Source organism: Amaricoccus solimangrovi, assembly GCF_006385685.1.
GTDB classification, from domain to species: domain Bacteria; phylum Pseudomonadota; class Alphaproteobacteria; order Rhodobacterales; family Rhodobacteraceae; genus Amaricoccus; species Amaricoccus solimangrovi.
Window position 1 is genome coordinate 1 of the sequence record NZ_VFRP01000029.1, and the last position, 16,047, is coordinate 16,047.

General features: G+C 67.4%; 17 protein-coding genes. 5 read left to right on the forward strand and 12 right to left on the reverse strand.

Going from position 1 to position 16,047, the window contains the following annotated elements; genetic code table 11:
• From FJM51_RS19620 to FJM51_RS19660, 10 genes are all read right to left on the reverse strand, one after another.
• On the reverse strand, positions 1 to 198 hold a 198-nt coding region (locus FJM51_RS19620; protein ID WP_140455836.1), incomplete at its 3' end, for a hypothetical protein.
• Between the two features lies 1 nt (position 199).
• Positions 200 to 574 carry a hypothetical protein gene (locus FJM51_RS19625; protein WP_140455837.1) on the reverse strand — a complete coding sequence of 125 codons (375 nt, stop codon included), beginning with the start codon at positions 572 to 574 and terminating at the stop codon, positions 200 to 202.
• Positions 575 to 696: 122 nt separating this feature from the next.
• Positions 697 to 927 (reverse strand): hypothetical protein, encoded by a 231-nt coding sequence (locus FJM51_RS19630; protein WP_140455838.1) that lies wholly within the window; start codon positions 925 to 927, stop codon positions 697 to 699.
• A gap of 219 nt (positions 928 to 1,146) precedes the next feature.
• Positions 1,147 to 1,461 carry a hypothetical protein gene (locus FJM51_RS19635; protein WP_140455839.1) on the reverse strand — a complete coding sequence of 105 codons (315 nt, stop codon included), beginning with the start codon at positions 1,459 to 1,461 and terminating at the stop codon, positions 1,147 to 1,149.
• 101 nt (positions 1,462 to 1,562) lie between these two features.
• Complete coding sequence (locus FJM51_RS19640; protein ID WP_140455840.1) at positions 1,563 to 2,114, reverse strand: BRO-N domain-containing protein; 552 nt, start codon at positions 2,112 to 2,114, stop codon at positions 1,563 to 1,565.
• Between the two features lie 1,527 nt (positions 2,115 to 3,641).
• The gene (locus FJM51_RS19650; protein ID WP_181164648.1) at positions 3,642 to 4,070 is read right to left on the reverse strand and encodes a BRO-N domain-containing protein; all 429 of its coding nucleotides are present in this window, start codon (positions 4,068 to 4,070) and stop codon (positions 3,642 to 3,644) included.
• A 362-nt stretch (positions 4,071 to 4,432) separates the two neighbouring features.
• Positions 4,433 to 5,008, reverse strand: coding sequence for a recombinase family protein (locus tag FJM51_RS19655; RefSeq protein WP_181164649.1), 576 nt, complete (start codon positions 5,006 to 5,008; stop codon positions 4,433 to 4,435).
• Between the two features lie 383 nt (positions 5,009 to 5,391).
• Positions 5,392 to 5,559, reverse strand: coding sequence for a hypothetical protein (locus tag FJM51_RS23890; RefSeq protein ID WP_181164650.1), 168 nt, complete (start codon positions 5,557 to 5,559; stop codon positions 5,392 to 5,394).
• Positions 5,552 to 5,716, reverse strand: a complete 165-nt coding sequence (locus tag FJM51_RS23895) for a hypothetical protein (RefSeq protein ID WP_181164651.1) — start codon at positions 5,714 to 5,716, stop codon at positions 5,552 to 5,554. The genes FJM51_RS23890 and FJM51_RS23895 overlap by 8 nt, the downstream gene beginning before the upstream one ends.
• Positions 5,717 to 5,721: 5 nt before the next feature.
• Entirely contained in the window at positions 5,722 to 6,915 is a 1,194-nt protein-coding gene (locus FJM51_RS19660; protein WP_140455844.1) for a tyrosine-type recombinase/integrase, read from the reverse strand.
• 311 nt (positions 6,916 to 7,226) lie between these two features.
• Here FJM51_RS19660 and FJM51_RS24760 point away from each other — a divergent pair, with 311 nt between their 5' ends.
• The 4 genes from FJM51_RS24760 to FJM51_RS23905 all read left to right on the forward strand — a co-directional run bounded on the left by FJM51_RS24760 (position 7,227) and on the right by FJM51_RS23905 (position 10,862).
• Positions 7,227 to 8,270: a calcium-binding protein gene (locus FJM51_RS24760; protein WP_140455845.1), complete on the forward strand. Its 1,044-nt coding sequence runs from the start codon at positions 7,227 to 7,229 to the stop codon at positions 8,268 to 8,270.
• A 587-nt stretch (positions 8,271 to 8,857) separates the two neighbouring features.
• Positions 8,858 to 9,340 (forward strand): hypothetical protein, encoded by a 483-nt coding sequence (locus tag FJM51_RS23900; RefSeq protein ID WP_181164652.1) that lies wholly within the window; start codon positions 8,858 to 8,860, stop codon positions 9,338 to 9,340.
• Between the two features lie 69 nt (positions 9,341 to 9,409).
• Entirely contained in the window at positions 9,410 to 9,877 is a 468-nt protein-coding gene (locus tag FJM51_RS19670) for a pentapeptide repeat-containing protein (protein WP_140455846.1), read from the forward strand.
• A gap of 181 nt (positions 9,878 to 10,058) precedes the next feature.
• Complete coding sequence (locus FJM51_RS23905; protein WP_181164653.1) at positions 10,059 to 10,862, forward strand: hypothetical protein; 804 nt, start codon at positions 10,059 to 10,061, stop codon at positions 10,860 to 10,862.
• A gap of 27 nt (positions 10,863 to 10,889) precedes the next feature.
• On the opposite strand, the gene treY is transcribed toward FJM51_RS23905, so the two are convergent.
• Positions 10,890 to 13,394, reverse strand: coding sequence for a malto-oligosyltrehalose synthase (gene treY / locus FJM51_RS19680; protein WP_233713192.1), 2,505 nt, complete (start codon positions 13,392 to 13,394; stop codon positions 10,890 to 10,892).
• Positions 13,391 to 15,166, reverse strand: coding sequence for a malto-oligosyltrehalose trehalohydrolase (gene treZ, locus FJM51_RS19685; RefSeq protein WP_233713193.1), 1,776 nt, complete (start codon positions 15,164 to 15,166; stop codon positions 13,391 to 13,393). Before treZ ends, treY begins: the two co-directional genes overlap by 4 nt.
• 272 nt (positions 15,167 to 15,438) lie before the next feature.
• On the opposite strand from treZ, the gene FJM51_RS26465 reads away from it, so the two are divergent.
• On the forward strand, positions 15,439 to 16,035 hold the full coding sequence (locus FJM51_RS26465) for a twin-arginine translocation signal domain-containing protein (protein WP_210240355.1): 597 nt from the start codon (positions 15,439 to 15,441) through the stop codon (positions 16,033 to 16,035).
• Positions 16,036 to 16,047 lie beyond the last annotated feature (12 nt).

Here is a 16,047-nt window from a genome sequence, read left to right on the forward strand (position 1 = left end):
GGTCATGGCGGAGTGAGGCGCCACGGTGGCGGACCGCTCGGCTTGGAGGTAGTCGGAATAGGACCGCTGGGGCTGGGGCTGGGGCTGGCCCCGGAAGTCAGCTTCGGCGGCCCGATCGGGGAAGCGTTCGCGGACGGCCTGGGCCTTGGCGACCATCGCGGCGTCGTATTCGGCGGAGCCCTTCACGAGGTCGGTCATCTCAGAGGCCCTTCTGGTCGAGGTTGGTGGCGCGGCGGAACTGTCGGTCAAGCTCCTCCGGGGTCTGCTTCCTCGGGCGCATGTGGGCGGGCGTCGGAGTGAACCCCGAGGGGGACCCGTAGTTGGTGAAGTCGGCAACCGTGGTCGGCTTCTCGCCCTCGAAGTCCGGGGGGAGATTGTCCGCGTCCTTCTTCAGGGCGGCGGCCTTCGCCTTGGCCTCGGCCATCGCGGCCTTGGCTTCGGTCATGATGCGGTCGGCCTCGGCGTTGAGCCGGGAGCGGAGGTTGCGGAGATGGTCGGCGGTCTCCTGTCCCTTCGGGTTCCTCTGCATGAGGGTCTGAAGGTGGAGCTTGGCGGAGTTGAAGTTGTAGGCCACGGGGGCGCTTTCTGCGAGCCGATAGGCAACGCGGTAGGAGGGTGTGGGGTGAGCCCGTAGGACGGGCATCTTGATCAGGGGGTGTCAGGTATCGGCCGAGACGGAGACGGCCGTCCTGAGGGCTACGTGTTAGCCGCCGGGAGTGTGTTCGGGGTGTAGCGGACGAACCGGGCGGACGTGTGGTCGTTCTCCATGATGCGGTGTCCCGCCCACTCGGAGAGCGAACACGTCCGCTTGAATACCGGGATGCCGTTGCGGACCCACTCCACATGCTCGTTCGGGTCGGCACCCTCGCGGATGAGGCGACGTGCACGCTTGCACAGGCTCTCTGTGCCGGTGATCTCGATGAGCATGTCAGAGGCGGGGAATGCTGAGGCCGGTGCCTGCGGAGGCGCCGGGGACGTTGAGGCCGCCTTTGGTCCGGTCAACGCGGAGGGCGTTGCGTCCCGTCGCGGAGGTCCTTCGGGCGGACTGGCTGTCGCCGGGGGTCTCGAATTGGGCCGGGGCGACCTTCTCGATAACGGGCGCCGGGGTCGGCTTGTGATCGGGGATGTTCGGAGCGAAGGACATGCTCAGGCCATCCCCGTCTTCTGCCAGAGGGGCAGGACGCCACGGCTCCCGGCGGTGCGCTCGGCTGCGGGGACGAGGCCGCGCAGGCCGTCCATGGTGACGAGGTGGGAGCGGACGCGCTTCGGGTCTTCCCGGTGGGTGAAGACGTAGGCCACGCCCGGGCGATCAATGCGGGGGCAGGCGTCACGGGAGGGACCGGAGGCGCGGGCGGCGATCACGGCGGCGTCGGCCTGGGCGACCATGAGGCGGCATTCGGCGGGCGTCAGGGTCGGCCACGGCTTGTAGCTCGGGCGGACGGAACGATGGCGCGAAGGCATGGGGGGTGCTTTCTCCGGGGCGATAGCCGCCGGGGTTGCAGGGTGGTGGGTCTGGAGGAGGAGGACGAGGAGCCCCCGCGAGGGGCTCGCTCAGGGGCGCTTCAGGTCCAGCGGGAGGGGCGACGGCGGCGGCCCTTGCTCAAGAGCCGGAAGGCGGAATCCCTCGCCTCGATCTCCTCCTCTCGGACGATACCGGCGATGACGCGGATGGCCCCGGTGACTTCGGCCAGCTTCTCCTCCGCGAGGTGTTCCTGTCCGAGGATGTAGCCACCGTGCTGGCGGATGGAGGGGAGGACGGTCTCGGCAATCCAGTCTTGGAAGTCGAGCGCGGCCTCTTTGTCCGACCGCATGATGAGCCGGTAGAGCCCGGCCTCGGAGACCGCGACCAAGCCACGGTTCGGGAAGGCCGAACCCCCATCCAAAATCAGGTTAGGAATTTCGGAACGGAGGACGAGCCGCTTGTGCCTGTTGGGGATGCGGCGGAGATGCGGGGTCGTGCCCTTCGCAAGGTCGAGGCCGATGGCGATGCAGATGTCGCGGACGATGAACCACGGCTTGCCGTCGATCATGATGGCGCGGACGGCGCCGTTGCCGAGGTCAGCCGGGAGCGGGAAGGATGGGGAGGCGCTGGGCGCGGCGGGGAGGTTGTTCATGGTGAGATGATGCCTTGATGGCGGACACGGCTTCACGGCCCGCTAGGGGCTCGTTCAGGGCGTGCTCAGGGTGTCGTGAGGGGAGGCGGAGGGGGCGGACCGGTTGGTTCCGGTCTCGTTCTCGTTGGCTGCGGAAGCAGCGTTCCGGCTGTGCCGGGCCTGTCAACCGTCACGGTGATGGCATCATGGGTGCCCGGTTATCCCGGGTCTTGTTCTTGCGCGGCGTCTCACGAGGCGGCGGAGGCGACCTGTCCCCCGGGCATTCCTCGCATTGCTTGGGGGAGGTCGAAGGTGAGGGGTGATCTCCGTAGGTCAGCCAGGACGAGGAACGCGGAGGACGCGGACCCTCCGGGGCTCGCTGGCGGCGGTAGCCGCATTCCTGCTTTGCAGGGAGGGAACCCGAGGGAGCACCTTCGGGGTGGCGGACACATCTTCCTCGGGTGCCTCTAGCAGGTGGAGGGCAGCGATTGCCCGGCTGTGATCAACCTCGTCCTTCGGTCCATACCGCTCATGATGAATGCGGGCTCGGGTCTCCTGCTCATGGGTGGCCCTCCATTCGGCCTCGGCCTCCTTGGCTTCCTCCCGGCTGTCGTAGGTCCCGACATAGAAGGAGGTGTCAGCGATGGAGGCGATGGCCGCCCACCTCCCGGGCCTTGCTTGGTAGACGGACATTCTGGTCCTTATGCTGTCGGTGCTGATGCTGTCAGGGTGGTGAAGGGCGCCTTCCGCTACCCTCTCGGAGGGAGAGGACACGGGAAGATGTCCTTCAGGTGGGGACAGGTGTCTGGGGGTGCTCGGTCTCCTCGGTCTCCTCCGAGGAGGTCATCCCCCGATCAGTGAACGGTGAAGGAGCGCCTTCACACCCTCCTCCTCCGGAGGCACTCGTGAAGGTTCACCTTCAAGGTATCACCCTCGGGTTGGTCCTCCTTGGAGATGATGATCGAGGGTCACACCCTAGCGCCTACCCTAGGGTAATTGATAAGGTGGAACCGGGGGGGGTCGAAGGTGAGGGGTAATTCCACCGCCAGATCGAATAATCCTTCAACTACAGAGTCTTATATGCACAACTTCATCCTTGCCATCAAGGGCATGCGAATCAGCCCTCGAAGGGCTCTTGCGAGTATGTCAAGGGGGATTGTGAGCAGGTGGCGAAGTTTCTTGAGGCGCGGAGAGGCTCGCACACGGCGATCTCGGGGGTGTCGAGGGGTGGAACGGCGGGGAGGGAAGACGGGCCTGTACGGGGCGCGTTGAGGGGTACTTGTGGTGGAGCTGGAGGTGGACACAAGATGTGGGGGTGAGAGAGCCGGTGCGTGGGCGGAGGTGGTGCGGAGGTCACCGCCAGTTTTTCCGGCGGTGAACCCGAAGGTGGTGCGGAGGTGCTCCCGGAAGACGGAGATTCTGAATCACTGTCTGCGGCTTCTCCCTAAATTGAAATCATGGAGAACGCGCAGGTGGTGCGGAGGTGCTGCGGAGGTGGTAGCCGAATTCCCGCTTTGCAGGGGTTCGCTGGGTTTGCCCGTAACGCCGCTACGGGTAAACGCGGAGGCCTCCCCCGCAGGGGAATGCGCTTCGCGCCAGCTCCTCGATGGTGGCCTCACCGGTCAGGACCTTCTCCTCCCCGAGGACGTAGCCGCCGTCCTTGCCCGCCAGAGGCGGAGACCGCGAAGCGGGGATGGCCGGGAGGACCGTCTCGACAATCCACGCGCGGAACGCCTTGGCGGCAGGCTTGCCGCTGTCCAGAACGAGGTCGTAGAGGCCGCTCTCGGAGACCACCGTCATCGCACGGCCGGGCGCCAGACCAAGGCTGGTCCGATCAGCCATGCGCTTTTTGTCAGCGATTACACGGGCATAGGCGAAGCTCGCCTTCTTGATGCCGAGCGCCTTGCACACGTCCACCGCCACGAACCACGGCGACCCGTCGATCTCCACGACGCGGATGTTGTGGCCCTCGAACACGTGGACCGAGGCGCCACCCTGGCCGAGGATGTTCGAGATGCCCGAGAGGGTGTTGTTGAGCCTACCTCACCCCAAAGTCATCATCAGGATAGACGATCTGGTGCAGGTCGTCGGTTGACAGCCGCTCTCCTCGGTCATCCCGGATAATCAGTTTCGGAACCCGAAGGACGCGACGCTCTGCCTCCTTGAGTGCTTCAGTAGCTGTTGCGACGGTTAGGCTCTCCCCGCCACGCTGTCCGGTCCAACTCAAGATGAACGGCATGCTTACCTCCCGGAGCTTATCGCGTCCTGCCGCCACGATGGACCGGAAACGCCACAGATACCACTACAGACATAGTGATATAATTGCAACACTGTGCCTATCAAGCCACAGCCTTCAGCTTCGCCACCGTGGCCCTCGCCACCCCAAGCTCCCCGGCAACCGCCTTCACACTCAAGCCACTCGCCAGCATCCCCCTAGCGATCTCCTTCCGCTCCTCGCTCAGGGCCTCTGGGCGTCCACCCTTCTTGCCCTCCGAACGAGCCCGGGCAAGTCCCGCGTGGGTCCGCTCGATCAGAAGGTCCCGCTCCATCGTGGCGACTGCGGCCAGCATCGTCACCATGAGCTTGCCCGCCGTGCTTGTCAGGTCGAGGTCTCCAAGCTGAAGCACCACGACGCCGCATCCCATCTTCCCGAGGATGTCGAGGGTCCCGAGGATGTCGGAGGTGTTCCTCCCGAGGCGATCAAGCTTGGTCACAACGAGCCTACGCGGGCCGCTCACGGCCTTCAGCGCCGCCACGGTGTCCCGGAAGGCTGGCCGTTCCATGGCCGCTACGGAGCCGCTGACGGTCTCTGTGAAGGTCATGTTGGGGACGATGCCCTTGGCCTCCATCTCCCGAAGCTGGTTCTCGGTGGTCTGGTCGGCGGTGGAGACGCGGGCATAGACGGCGGTGATCATGGCGAGGAACCTCGGCTCCGGGGTGTCAGTTGTCCAGGCCATCAATCACGTGGCAACAACTATGTCAAGCTGGTGTTGACGGCATACCTGAAGATGACATATGGAGGTGTCACTAAACGAACGTTTGATGGCATAGGAGGTGAGCAGGACAGTCCGACCATACCCCCCCCATCTCGAACACCCCATGCCCTCAGGGCGTGACAGGCTTCGGCTCAGGACGGCGCTCTCGGGCCGCCATGGGTTTTCCCCCCAGCGGGCAGGAAGGAGGCCCTCCTACGGGCTCCCTAGGGGCGCTGCGGGGGGCACGGGGGGTACGCGCGTGCTGCTATATTAATCTCGGGGCCTCAGATTTTTCCTCGGAATATTCGGGCTCCCGGCGTAGATCAGCCTGCCCTGTCCACAAGCTTTGCCGCATACTTCGCGGCGGCGGTCAGCGCCTTCTCAGTCTTCTTGAACGGCTCCGGCAACCGGATGGTCTTCCCGTCTAGGCGAACACTTACCTCCCCGGTCTTCCTGTCGAACAGGATGGTAACCTCTAGCTTGTCAGGCATCGTCACTCCTCGCCCGCTCCCGCTCGGCCACAGCCTGAAGGAGGGCCTCACGCAGCTCACGCAACATCTTCAGATCGGCTTCCTTCGGCGCAGGGCGCGCGAGTTCCAGCGCAATCGTCTCCTCCACATACCGGAGGGTCGCCTTGAGGTCACGCATGTGGGTCACCCTTCCGCCACCTTCGGGGTTCGCTTCGGGACAATGTTCTCAGCCGCTTCCCGCTGCACCTCCACACTCACGTGAGCATAGTTCCTCAGCAAGACGCTAGGGCTCGACCAGTTCCCGGCCTGCATGACGGCGGCGACGCTGGCGCCCCGCTCCAGCATCCTCGTTGCGGCTGTCCTTCGGAGGTCGTGAAGGGTCGCGCTCGGGACTTCAGCGAGCTTGAGGGCGGTGTTCCATGCCTTCTTGATCTCGACAAGGTGGCCGGTCTTCCCGGTGCTCGGGAACAGCCAGCCTTCGGTCCTCCCCTTGGCGACCTTCTCCACCAACTCCCGGGCCTCCCTGCTCAGGGCAACCTCGGCCACCCTGCCCGTCTTGGTCCTCGTCTTGATCCAGACACCTCGGTCAAGGTCGAAGTCCTCGATACGGGCGCCGAGGACCTCGCTCCGGCGGCTGGTGGTCAGCAGGATGAGCCGGGCGGCTTGGTGTCCCGGGGTCGGGCTGTTCTCGATCACATACCACAGGCGTTCAACCTCGGCCTCGCTCAGGACCCGCTTGCGGGGCTGCTCGGTGGACCTCTCGATATTCTCGGCTATGGCGGAGGACAGGAGGTATCCCCGCCGCGTGGCGAGCCTCCAACAGCCTATGAGGGCTTGCCTGAGGCGGTTCGCTTGGTAGATCTTCCCGGTCCTGCGGAGGTCCCTCACGACGCGCTCCAGGGCTGGGCCGTCGATGTCGAGGAGCGGCATGCTCCCCAGCTTCGGGAGGGCGTAGATCTCCAGCATCCTGCGGGTGTCCGTCAGGTATGTGGCGGTTCTCCCCCGGTCCTCGATACCGAGGAGATACTCCTCCGCCAGCTTCCCGAAGGTCATGCTCTGGGCCTTGCGGGTTGCCTCACGGGTCCCCTCGGTGCTCTCTCGCAACTCCTTCAGCTTGATGCCAGCGAGCTTGCGGACCTCCTCCAAGCGGATGTTGGAGGTCTCCCCGAGCAGGAGCTTGACGTTCTTGCTACGGCTGTCGGTGGTCCTGAGGTAGTAGCTCGCCCGGCCGTTGGTGCGGATGCGGACACCCAGGCCTCGGACGGCGGCGTCCATCAGCCATAGCTCCTTGTCCCGGGGCTTGCCGGTGCTCTCCCGGTCAACGATACGCTGGGTCAGGTTGACGCGGTCCTTGGGCGGTTCACGAAGCGGGGACAAAATGGGGACATCCTTCAGCCAGAAAAACTGTGAGGAATATCAATACACGTGCCGAATCCCCGGGGACAAGAGGATTGTGACGGTCCCGATAATGGGAAGATTTATTCTTTACTTGTCAGCATGTTGCTTCCATATCTGGAACAATTCTAGGTGATGCTGACTTCGTTGTGGATCAGGAGGTCCCCCGTTCAAGCCGGGGCGCTGGTACCATGACCCCCCTCTTTCGCGGAAAGCCCTTCCGCCCGAAAACCGTTCCAATCGCGCGCGCGTGAGCGCATGATGCGTCCCGGGAAACGGTGGAGGGCGGCGGCGTGACCGGGCGGCTGACCATCGAGGCGAGCGACGTAGCCTCCTTCGGGGTGCCGATCGGCGTGCCGCATCTCTATCTGGTGTTCGAGGATCTCGGAACCGGCGCGGAATACGTGCTGCGGGCCGGGCCGCGCGGCGAATGGCAGCTCGTGGGCTCGCCGATGCGGATCGAGATCAACGTGCCGATCGACCAGTCCGCGGACGACCGCGACGGCGAGACGCCGGCGCGGCGGCACGCGACGGATCTCGACTTCCAGGGGATCAGCGACGACGCCGCCTGGTCGCTGATGGTGAAATACGCCCGCGCGCTCGACGCGGCGCATTATGACTACAACGTCGCCGAGGAGAATTCGAACGCCTTCGTCGGCGCCCTGCTGAAGGCGGCCGGCGGCGATCCGGAGGCGATGCTGCCGCGCGGGATCGACGCGGACGAGGCGGTCGGCTTCGACCACTGGCGCGACATCGTGCGCGACGTGACGCCCCCGGCCGACGGGATCTTCCGCGGCACCGGCGGCGGGGATGCGATGGCCGGCCTGCAGATGGATGAGGTGTTCCGGCTCTTCGGCGGGAACGACACGCTTCATGCCGGGCGCGGCGCCGACAGGGCCGAGGGCGGCGGGGGCGACGACCGGCTGTTCGGACAGGCGGGCGACGACACGCTGAGCGGCGGGAGCGGCGCCGACCGGCTGATCGGCGGCGCGGGGGCCGACACGCTGCGCGGCGGCGACGGCGCCGACCAGTTCGTCTTCAAGTCGCCCGAGGCCAGCCTCGCGGAGCGCGACCGGGTCGCCGATTTCCACGTCGGCGAGGACAGGTTCGACATCTCCGCCATCGACGCGAACGTCTACCGGAGCGGGTCGCAGGACTGGCGCTTCGCCGGGCCCGACGACTGGCACGGCACCGGGCGCGTCTGGTTCGTCGAGGATCCGGACGGCGCGGCGAGCCAGCTGCGCGCCGATACCGGGCGGGCCACGCTCGTCGTCGCGCTGCTCGATGGCGCGGCGGTCCGGGCGGAGGATTACGCGGCGGACGATCTGATCCTCTGACCGGAAGCCCGCGGGGGCGCGGGCCCGGCCGTTCCTGGCGGAAGATCGTTCAGGCCAGGCCGCGCGTCCGACCCGCGGGCGCGGCTTACATGTGCGGACCGGCCGCGGCCGCCACGCCGGCCGGTGGCGGCGCGAAGCCACCACCCCCGCGAGTTCCATCCTCCCCGGACGTTTCCGCGCCGGAAACGATCCCGCGTGCCCCCGGCGGCGTATTCGCCGCGTTCCGCCGCGTTTCGGAACGAGAAATACGTTTACGTAATTCTCTCCCTTACTTTTCATCCTGGAGCATTGGCCAAGATCGGCGCGACATGTTATGATGCGAAGCACGGGGGATGAGTCCAATTACGGAATCATAGCAAAGATTACATCTCAATCTTTTTCGGAAAGGCGACTTTTGTCGCCCGGATTTCTGTTGTCTTATCATAGTATTGTGATTATTTATTAGACTAAAGTTTGACGACTCGTAATTATCGTGCTAAATGATTCTCGCCTTCGAACCAAAATTACGGACGCTGAAGGTAATCAGGGTGGAAACCTCCAGAATGGAATTGCGTCCATCTGGGAAAACTTTCTAGGGAGTGAGCCTAATGACCATCACCAAAGCCGCCATCGCGACTTTCACCGCTGTTGTGTTCTCCGCGTCCCTCGCCATGGCCGCGAGCGGCAACGGGAATGGCAACGGGAACGGGAACGTTGGCAACCTCAACGGCAACGGAAACGGCAACTTCAACCACGGTTCCTACAACGGGAACGACAACGGGAACGGCAACTACGGCAGCGGCAACGGCAACCTGAACGGCAACGTCAACCACGGTTCCTACAACGGCAATTCCAACGGCAACTACAACAGGGGCAACCTGAACGGGAATGCCAACGGCAACTTCAACCACGGGGCCTTCAACGGCAACCTGAACGGCAACGGCAACCGCGGCGACGTCAACGGCAACATCAACGGCAACGGCAACCACGGTCGCAACAACGGCAACCTGAACGGCAACGTCAACTACGGCAGCGGCAACGGCAACGTGAACGGCAACGGCAACAGCGGCGGCCGGCACCACCGGCGCTGAGTCGCGAGACCAGTCCACCGCCCCGGATCCGGGGCGGTGGATGCGAAAACGCAACGGGGGACCGAGACAATGAAGACAATCCTGATCGCGACGGCCCTGCTCTCCGGCATGGCGCTCGCCGCGCCCGCCGGCGCCGCGGATTGGGGGCGCACCCGCGCGACGATCGAGAGCCGCACCCAGGCCAGAGTCGGCACGGTCGTTGACAAGAACGGCAATGTGGGTGCCGGCAACACCGGACGGAACAACGTGGGATTCAACAATTCCGGAAACGGGAACGTGGGAAGCGGAAACTCGGGCAACAAGAACGTCGGCAACAAGAACGGCGGACAAAACAACGTCGGCAGCGTGAACGGCTACGGGAGCACCGGAAGGAACAACGGAAATCAGAATATCGGAAATCACAACGGCAGTTTCAATTCCGGTGATAATAACGGGAACAAGAATATCGGTTCCTGGAACGGTAATTACAACGGCGGCAGCCGTAACGGAAATCGGAACATCGGGAGCGGGAACGGGAATTTCAACGGAAACCCGTGACCGGATTTCGCCTCCCACCTTCCCGCGCCGGCGGGGCGCGGGCGGCGGCTGATCCGGTTTCGCCCGCCCGCAGATCTTGATCAGGTGCGACGCTTCGCGCCGCGGACCCGGCTGTCCGTCCGGAGGTCGCCAGAGCTTTAGAGGCTTCAGGCCCATGCGCTTCGTCATAGCATCCCTTGGCGTGCTGGTCGGCTGCTCAGCCGCCATCTCGCCATCGCCTTCGACCAGGAACACGTCGGATTCCGCGATCTCCACCAACCTGCGCGGCGGCGCGGCCTATACCGGCGACCCCGGGACCGCGGCGAACACGACGACCGCCACGCGCGTCGACGGCGCGACGCCGGCGCCGGGCGGTTCCGGCGGTTCGGGCTATTCGTCGGGAGGCGACACGACCGGAACTTCCACGACCTCCGGCGGCTCCGGCGCTTCCGGGGGATCCACCACGACCGGCGGCGGCTCGAAAACTTCCTCCGGCGGAGGAAGCGGCGGTCAGGGAAACAACAACGGCAACAACAACACCGGTAGCAACAACGGAAACAACAATACCGGAAACAATAACGGAAACGACAACACCGGAAGCGGCAACGGCAACAACAACAGCACGAGCGGCAACGGCAACGGTTCGACCGGCGGCTCCACCGCGGGCGGCGGCGGAACCACGACCAGCGGCGGGACTGGCGGCGCCTCGGGCGGCCGGGGCAACAACAACGGCAACAACAACGTCGGCAACAACAACGGCAACCACAATTCCGGCAACAACAACGGCAACAACAACACCGCCAGCAATCAGGGCAACAACAACAGCTCCAGCGGGAACGGCAACGGATCCCGAAGCTCCGGCGGCTCCTCCCGCGGGGGCGGCGGCAACGGGAATGGCAACGGCAACGGCAACACCGGGAACGGCAACGGGAACGGCAACGGCAATGGCGGCGGGTTCGGCGGCGGTGGCGGCGGCTTCGGCGGGGGCGGCGGGTTCAGCTTCTGAGCCCCGCCCGGCCCGGCGCGGCGCGCCTCACGGCCGGACCAGCACCGCGACCGGGGCGGAGGCGAAGGGGGCGGTGGAGGGGTCGCCGCTGATCGCCGGGGCCACCAGATCGCGCCAGCCGCCGACGAGACCGAGCGCGGCGAGATCGGGCTCCACCGCCGTGCCAGGCAGGCGGGCGACGGTCACCAGCGTCGTCCCGTTCCAGCGCCGCGCGAAGGCGAGCAGCCGGGGATCGGCGGCCGCGACCGGGACATATTCCCCCCGCGCGTAGAGATCGGGCGCGCTTGCGCGATGCGCGAGCAGCGCCGCGATCAGCGCGAGCTTCGGCCCCCCGCCCTCGATCCCGCCCAGAAGCGGCGCCCCGACGCCCTGGTCGAGCGCGTCGAGCATTCCTTCCCGCGTGGAGAAATCGACCGGGCGCCGGTTGTCCGGATCGACCAGGCTCTGCTCCCAGAGTTCCGCGCCGCGGTAGATGTCGGGGACGCCCGGCGCCGTCAGGCGCAGCGCCGTCTGGATCAGCGCGTTGCCGAGCCCGGCCGGGAAGAGCGCCGCCTCGGTCTCGCGGAAGGCGGCGAGGAAGCGGTTCTCGGGGCCGGCGTCGAGCGCGCGGTCGACGAAGGCCGCGAGCGCGGCCTCGTAATCGGGATCGCCATGCACCCAGCGCGTGTTGACCGCCGCCTCGCGCGCGGATTTCAGCATCGCCTCGCGCACGCGCTCGCGGAAGGCGCCCAGTTCCTCCACGCCCGGATGCCGGTCCGGCCGCCATTCCATCGGCCAGGCGCCGAGCAGGAGCTGGAAGAAGAACCAGGCCTCGTTACGGTCGATCGGGCGCGCGGGATCCTCGAGCATCCCGAGCCAGGCCGAGGCGGCGCGGGCGAAGGCCGGCGGATCCTGCGTGATCGCGGCGATCCGGGCGCGCGCGTCCTCGCCGCGCTTGGTGTCATGCGTCGATCCGGTCAAGAGGCAGGCGGGCAGTTCCCGCGCCCGCGCCGCGTTCGCCGCGTGGAACTCCGCCACCGTCCCCGCGTAGCGCCCGGGCTCGCAGCCGACCTCGTTCAGCGCGATCAGCCGGGCGTGGCGGTAGAGCAGCGTGTCCTCCACGCCCTTCGCCGTCACCGGCCCGGTCAGCTGCTGCAGCCGGCGCAGGACCGGCATGCCCTCGGGCCGGGCGAGCGTCAGCAGCGCGGCGAGGAAGTCGAAGACCTCCGGCCCCAGTTCCGGCGCCCGCGCCCGCGCCCGGCCGAGCGCCGCGTCGATCCGCGCGTGGTCCGCGGGCGAGAGCCCGGCCGCGTCGGCGTAGGTGCGGTAGACGTCGAGCGCCGCGACCGTCTCGACCAGCGCCGCGCGCAGGATCTGCGGCGCGATGTCGCGCGCCTCCGGATCGGCGCGGGCGAGATCGACGATCCGGGCGAGCAGCGCGTCGAGCTCTCCCGCCATCCGGCCGGTCATGATCTCGATCTTGGCGGCGCGCACCATCCCCGCCACGTCCGGGACGCGGCCGACGAAGCCGGAATAGGCGTCGTCGAGCGCGCCGAGCGCCCCGGGCACCACCAGAAGCCCGTCGACCAGATTGGCGAATTCATAGCCGGTGGTCCCGTCGGTTCCCCAGTCGGCCGGCAGGGGCTCGTCGGCGCCGAGAATCTTCTCGACCCAGATCCGGACCGGCCGGGACACCGCCGAGCGGAGCCGCCGGCAATAGTCGCCCGGATCGTAGAGCCCGTCGACGTGATCGACCCTGAGCCCGTCGACCAGCCCTTCGGCCACGAGATCGAGAATGAGCCGGTGCGTCGCCTCGAACACCTCCGGCAGTTCGACGCGCAGCCCGGCGAGATCGCTGACGGTGAAGAAGCGGCGGTAGTTGATCACGCCCCGGTCGTAGTCGAATTTCGCCACGCGCCAGTGCTGCCGGGCGATCAGCGCGTCGAGCGCGCCGCGGTCCGCGTTCAGCCGCGCGACCTCGGCCGGATCGTCGAGCGCGGCGACATCCTCCGCCCGCAGCGGCAGGCGGTGCGTCTCATGGGCCCAGACCGCCGGCCCTTCGGCGTCCACCTTCACCGCCAGATCGCCCGCCGCGAGCGCCGCGCCGTAGCACCTGCCGAGGATCGGCAGCAGCAGCTTGCCGGGCAGTTCCGGATGGTTCCAGTCGATGTCGAACCAGCCGGCATAGGGGCTCTCCGGCCCCTCGCGCAGCACGCTCTGCCAGTACCGGTTGTCGGTCCCCACCCCCATGTGGTTCGGAACGATGTCGAGGATGAGGCCGAGCCCGGCCGCGCGGAAATCGGCCGCCATCGCGCGGAACCCGTCCTCGCCGCCGAGTTCGGGGTTGATCCGCGTCGGGTCTATGACGTCGTAGCCATGCGTGCTGCCCGGCCGCGCGGCGAAGATCGGGGCGCAATAGACGTGGCTGACGCCGAGCCGCGCGAGATAGGGGGCGTGCCGGGCCGCGTCGGCGAAGCCGAAACCGGGACCGAACTGCATCCGGTAGGTGGCGCGCGGCGGCGCGGGCTGCTCGGTCACGGGCTGCTCGGTCACGGGGCATCCTCCTCGATCAGGAACACGACTTCGCCGGCGGGCAATTCCGCGCCGGGACCGCCGAGGATCGCCCGGCCGGCGCCGGGCGGGACCGCGCGCGGCCGGTCGTCGAGATTGGCGCGCAGCCTGAGCGTCGCGCCGTCGAGGCGCCAGTCGACCGCGAGCACCCCCTCCTCCGCCGCGACGAGCCTCCCGCCGCCCCCGGGCGCGCGGGCGAGACGCGGCACGATCTCGCGCGCGCGGGTGGCGAGCAAGTCGCGCGTGCGTCCGAGCGCCGCGGCGCCCGCCTCGGTCTCGCGATGGCCCCAGTCGATCCGGCTCGCCGCGAGGCTGCCCGGCTCGTTCGGATCGGGAATGGTCGCGCGCGCCGCCTCGTCGCGGAAGGCCGCGAAATGGGCGAATTCGCGCCGCCGCCCCTGGCGCACGAGTTCGGCGAGTTCGCCGTGGAAATCGGTGAAGAAGACGAAGGGCGTGGTCTCGCCCCATTCCTCGCCCATGAACATCAGCGGGATATGCGGCGAGAGCAGCAGGATCGCCGTGAGCGCCCGGAGCCGCTCGGGCTTCGCGATCACGCTCAGCCGCTCGCCATAGGCGCGGTTGCCGATCTGGTCGTGGTTCTGCAGGAAATCGACGAAGGCCACGGGCGGCAGATGCGCCGAGGGCTGTCCTCTCCGCTGGTCCTGGAAGGCCGAATGCTCGCCCTGAAAGCCGAAACCCTCGGCGAGGATCCGGCCGAACACCTCCCAGTGGCCCTCCGCGAAATCGATATAATAGCCCTCGGTCTCGCCGGTCGCGATCACATGCGCGGCGTTGTGGAAGTCGTCGTTCCATTCCGCGGTATAGAGCGGCACACCGCCGTCCTCGCCCCGTTCGTGCAGATGGGTGACGTTGCGGTTGTCCTCGGTCGCGAGATGGATCGCGCGGTCCGGGAAGGCCGCGCGGATCTGGCGTGCGATGTCGATCAGGATCTCCGGATCGGACTCCGGGTCGCGCACGTAGTCGATCGCGTCGAGCCGGAGCCCGTCGAAGCGGTATTCCGCGAGCCAGCCCAGCGCCGCCTCGACGAAGAAGGCGCGCACCGGCGGCAGGTGATAGGCGATCGCCGCGCCCCAGGGCGTCTCGCCACCCTTCCGGAAGAAATCCGGCGCGTAGGCGGGAAGATAGTTCCCCGAGGCGCCGAAATGGTTGAAGACGATGTCGAGAAACACCATGAGCCCGCGGGCATGGGCGGCGTCGATCAGCGCGCGCAGGTCGTCGGGCGTGCCATAGGCGTTGTGCGGCGCGCGGAGCAGCACGCCATCGTAGCCCCAGCCCCGCGCGCCGTCGAACTGCGACAGCGGCATGAGTTCGATCGCCGTGAAGCCGGTCTCCGCCAGATGGTCGAGCCTCTCGATCGCCGCGCGGTAGGTGCCCTCCGGCGTGAAGGTCCCGACGTGCAGTTCACAGATCACCGCCTCGTGCCAGGGCCGCCCGGCCCAGTCCTCCGTCGCCCAGGCATAGGCGCCGGGATCGACGAGGAGCGAGGGACCGTGCACGTCGCCCCGCTGCGCCCGCGCCGCCGGATCGGGCACCATCAGCCCGTTCTCCAGCACGAAGCCATAGGCGTCCCCGGGCCGCGCCTCGGCGGCGAGCACGTACCAGCCGTCCGCCTCCGGCCGCATCGGCAGGTCGCGGCCGCCGAGGCGCAGCGTCAGCGCGCGCTGCGACGGCGCCCAGAGCCGGAAGCGGTAGCCCTCCGCCTCCGGCTCCGCCCCCCAGAGGGGAGCGGTCACCGGCGCCTCCCGCTTCCGCGACCCCGTCCGAAATTCTCGTAGCCTGACCGCATGCCGACGCCCTCGCTTCTCCGTCCCCCGCTCACCCATCGCGCGAACACCACGCCAGGTTCCGCCGCCGCGCGCGCCGCTTTCCCGCGCGCCGGGCGGGCCCGCCGGAAAATGATGCGCCGCGGCAAAAAACCTCGCCATTGAAACATCTTGACGCGTGGCACGGCGGGTCTATCGTCTGCGCACCGATCTTCCCATGGATAGGCAACAGGAGGACGACGATGAACGTGGACCTCTCGCGCCGGGGCTTCCTGAAGCTCGCCGGCGCGGGCGTGGCGGCGACATCGGTCGGTGCGATGGGCTTCGGCGAGGCCGAGGCCGCCGAGATCGCACATGTCCGGGCCTTCAAGCTCTGGACCACGACCGAGGCGCGCAACACCTGCCCCTACTGCTCGGTCGCCTGCGGCGTCATCCTCTATTCGAAGGGCGACGTGAAGGCCGGCGGCGCCGAGATCCTCCACGTGGAGGGCGACGCGGACCATCCGACCAACCGCGGCACGCTCTGCCCGAAGGGCGCGGCGCTCAAGGACTTCATCCATGCGCCGACCCGGCTCACCGAGCCCCGCTACCGCAAGGCGGGCGCCGACCGGTTCGAGCCGATCACCTGGGACGCCGCGCTCGACAAGATCGCGCGGGCGCTCAAGGACGATCGTGACGCGAACCTGATCACGACCAACGCGGAAGGCGTCACGGTCAACCGGTGGACGAGCACGGGCTTCCTCGCCGCCTCGGCCACCACCAACGAAACCGCCTGGGCGACGACGAAGGTCGTCAAGGCCCTCGGCGTCGCGGGATTCGACAACCAGGCGCGCGTCTGACACGGACCGACG

Bases quoted from the DNA above. Each gene is read 5' to 3' on its own strand.
- FJM51_RS19630 (WP_140455838.1), bottom strand. From the start codon at position 927: ATGCTCATCGAGATCACCGGCACAGAGAGCCTGTGCAAGCGTGCACGT.
- FJM51_RS19635 (WP_140455839.1), bottom strand. From the start codon at position 1,461: ATGCCTTCGCGCCATCGTTCCGTCCGCCCGAGCTACAAGCCGTGGCCG.
- FJM51_RS19640 (WP_140455840.1), bottom strand. From the start codon at position 2,114: ATGAACAACCTCCCCGCCGCGCCCAGCGCCTCCCCATCCTTCCCGCTC.
- FJM51_RS19655 (WP_181164649.1), bottom strand. From the start codon at position 5,008: ATGATCACCGCCGTCTATGCCCGCGTCTCCACCGCCGACCAGACCACC.
- FJM51_RS23890 (WP_181164650.1), bottom strand. From the start codon at position 5,559: ATGCCTGACAAGCTAGAGGTTACCATCCTGTTCGACAGGAAGACCGGG.
- FJM51_RS23895 (WP_181164651.1), bottom strand. From the start codon at position 5,716: ATGCGTGACCTCAAGGCGACCCTCCGGTATGTGGAGGAGACGATTGCG.
- FJM51_RS23900 (WP_181164652.1), top strand. From the start codon at position 8,858: ATGACCATCACCAAAGCCGCCATCGCGACTTTCACCGCTGTTGTGTTC.
- FJM51_RS19670 (WP_140455846.1), top strand. From the start codon at position 9,410: ATGAAGACAATCCTGATCGCGACGGCCCTGCTCTCCGGCATGGCGCTC.
- FJM51_RS26465 (WP_210240355.1), top strand. From the start codon at position 15,439: ATGAACGTGGACCTCTCGCGCCGGGGCTTCCTGAAGCTCGCCGGCGCG.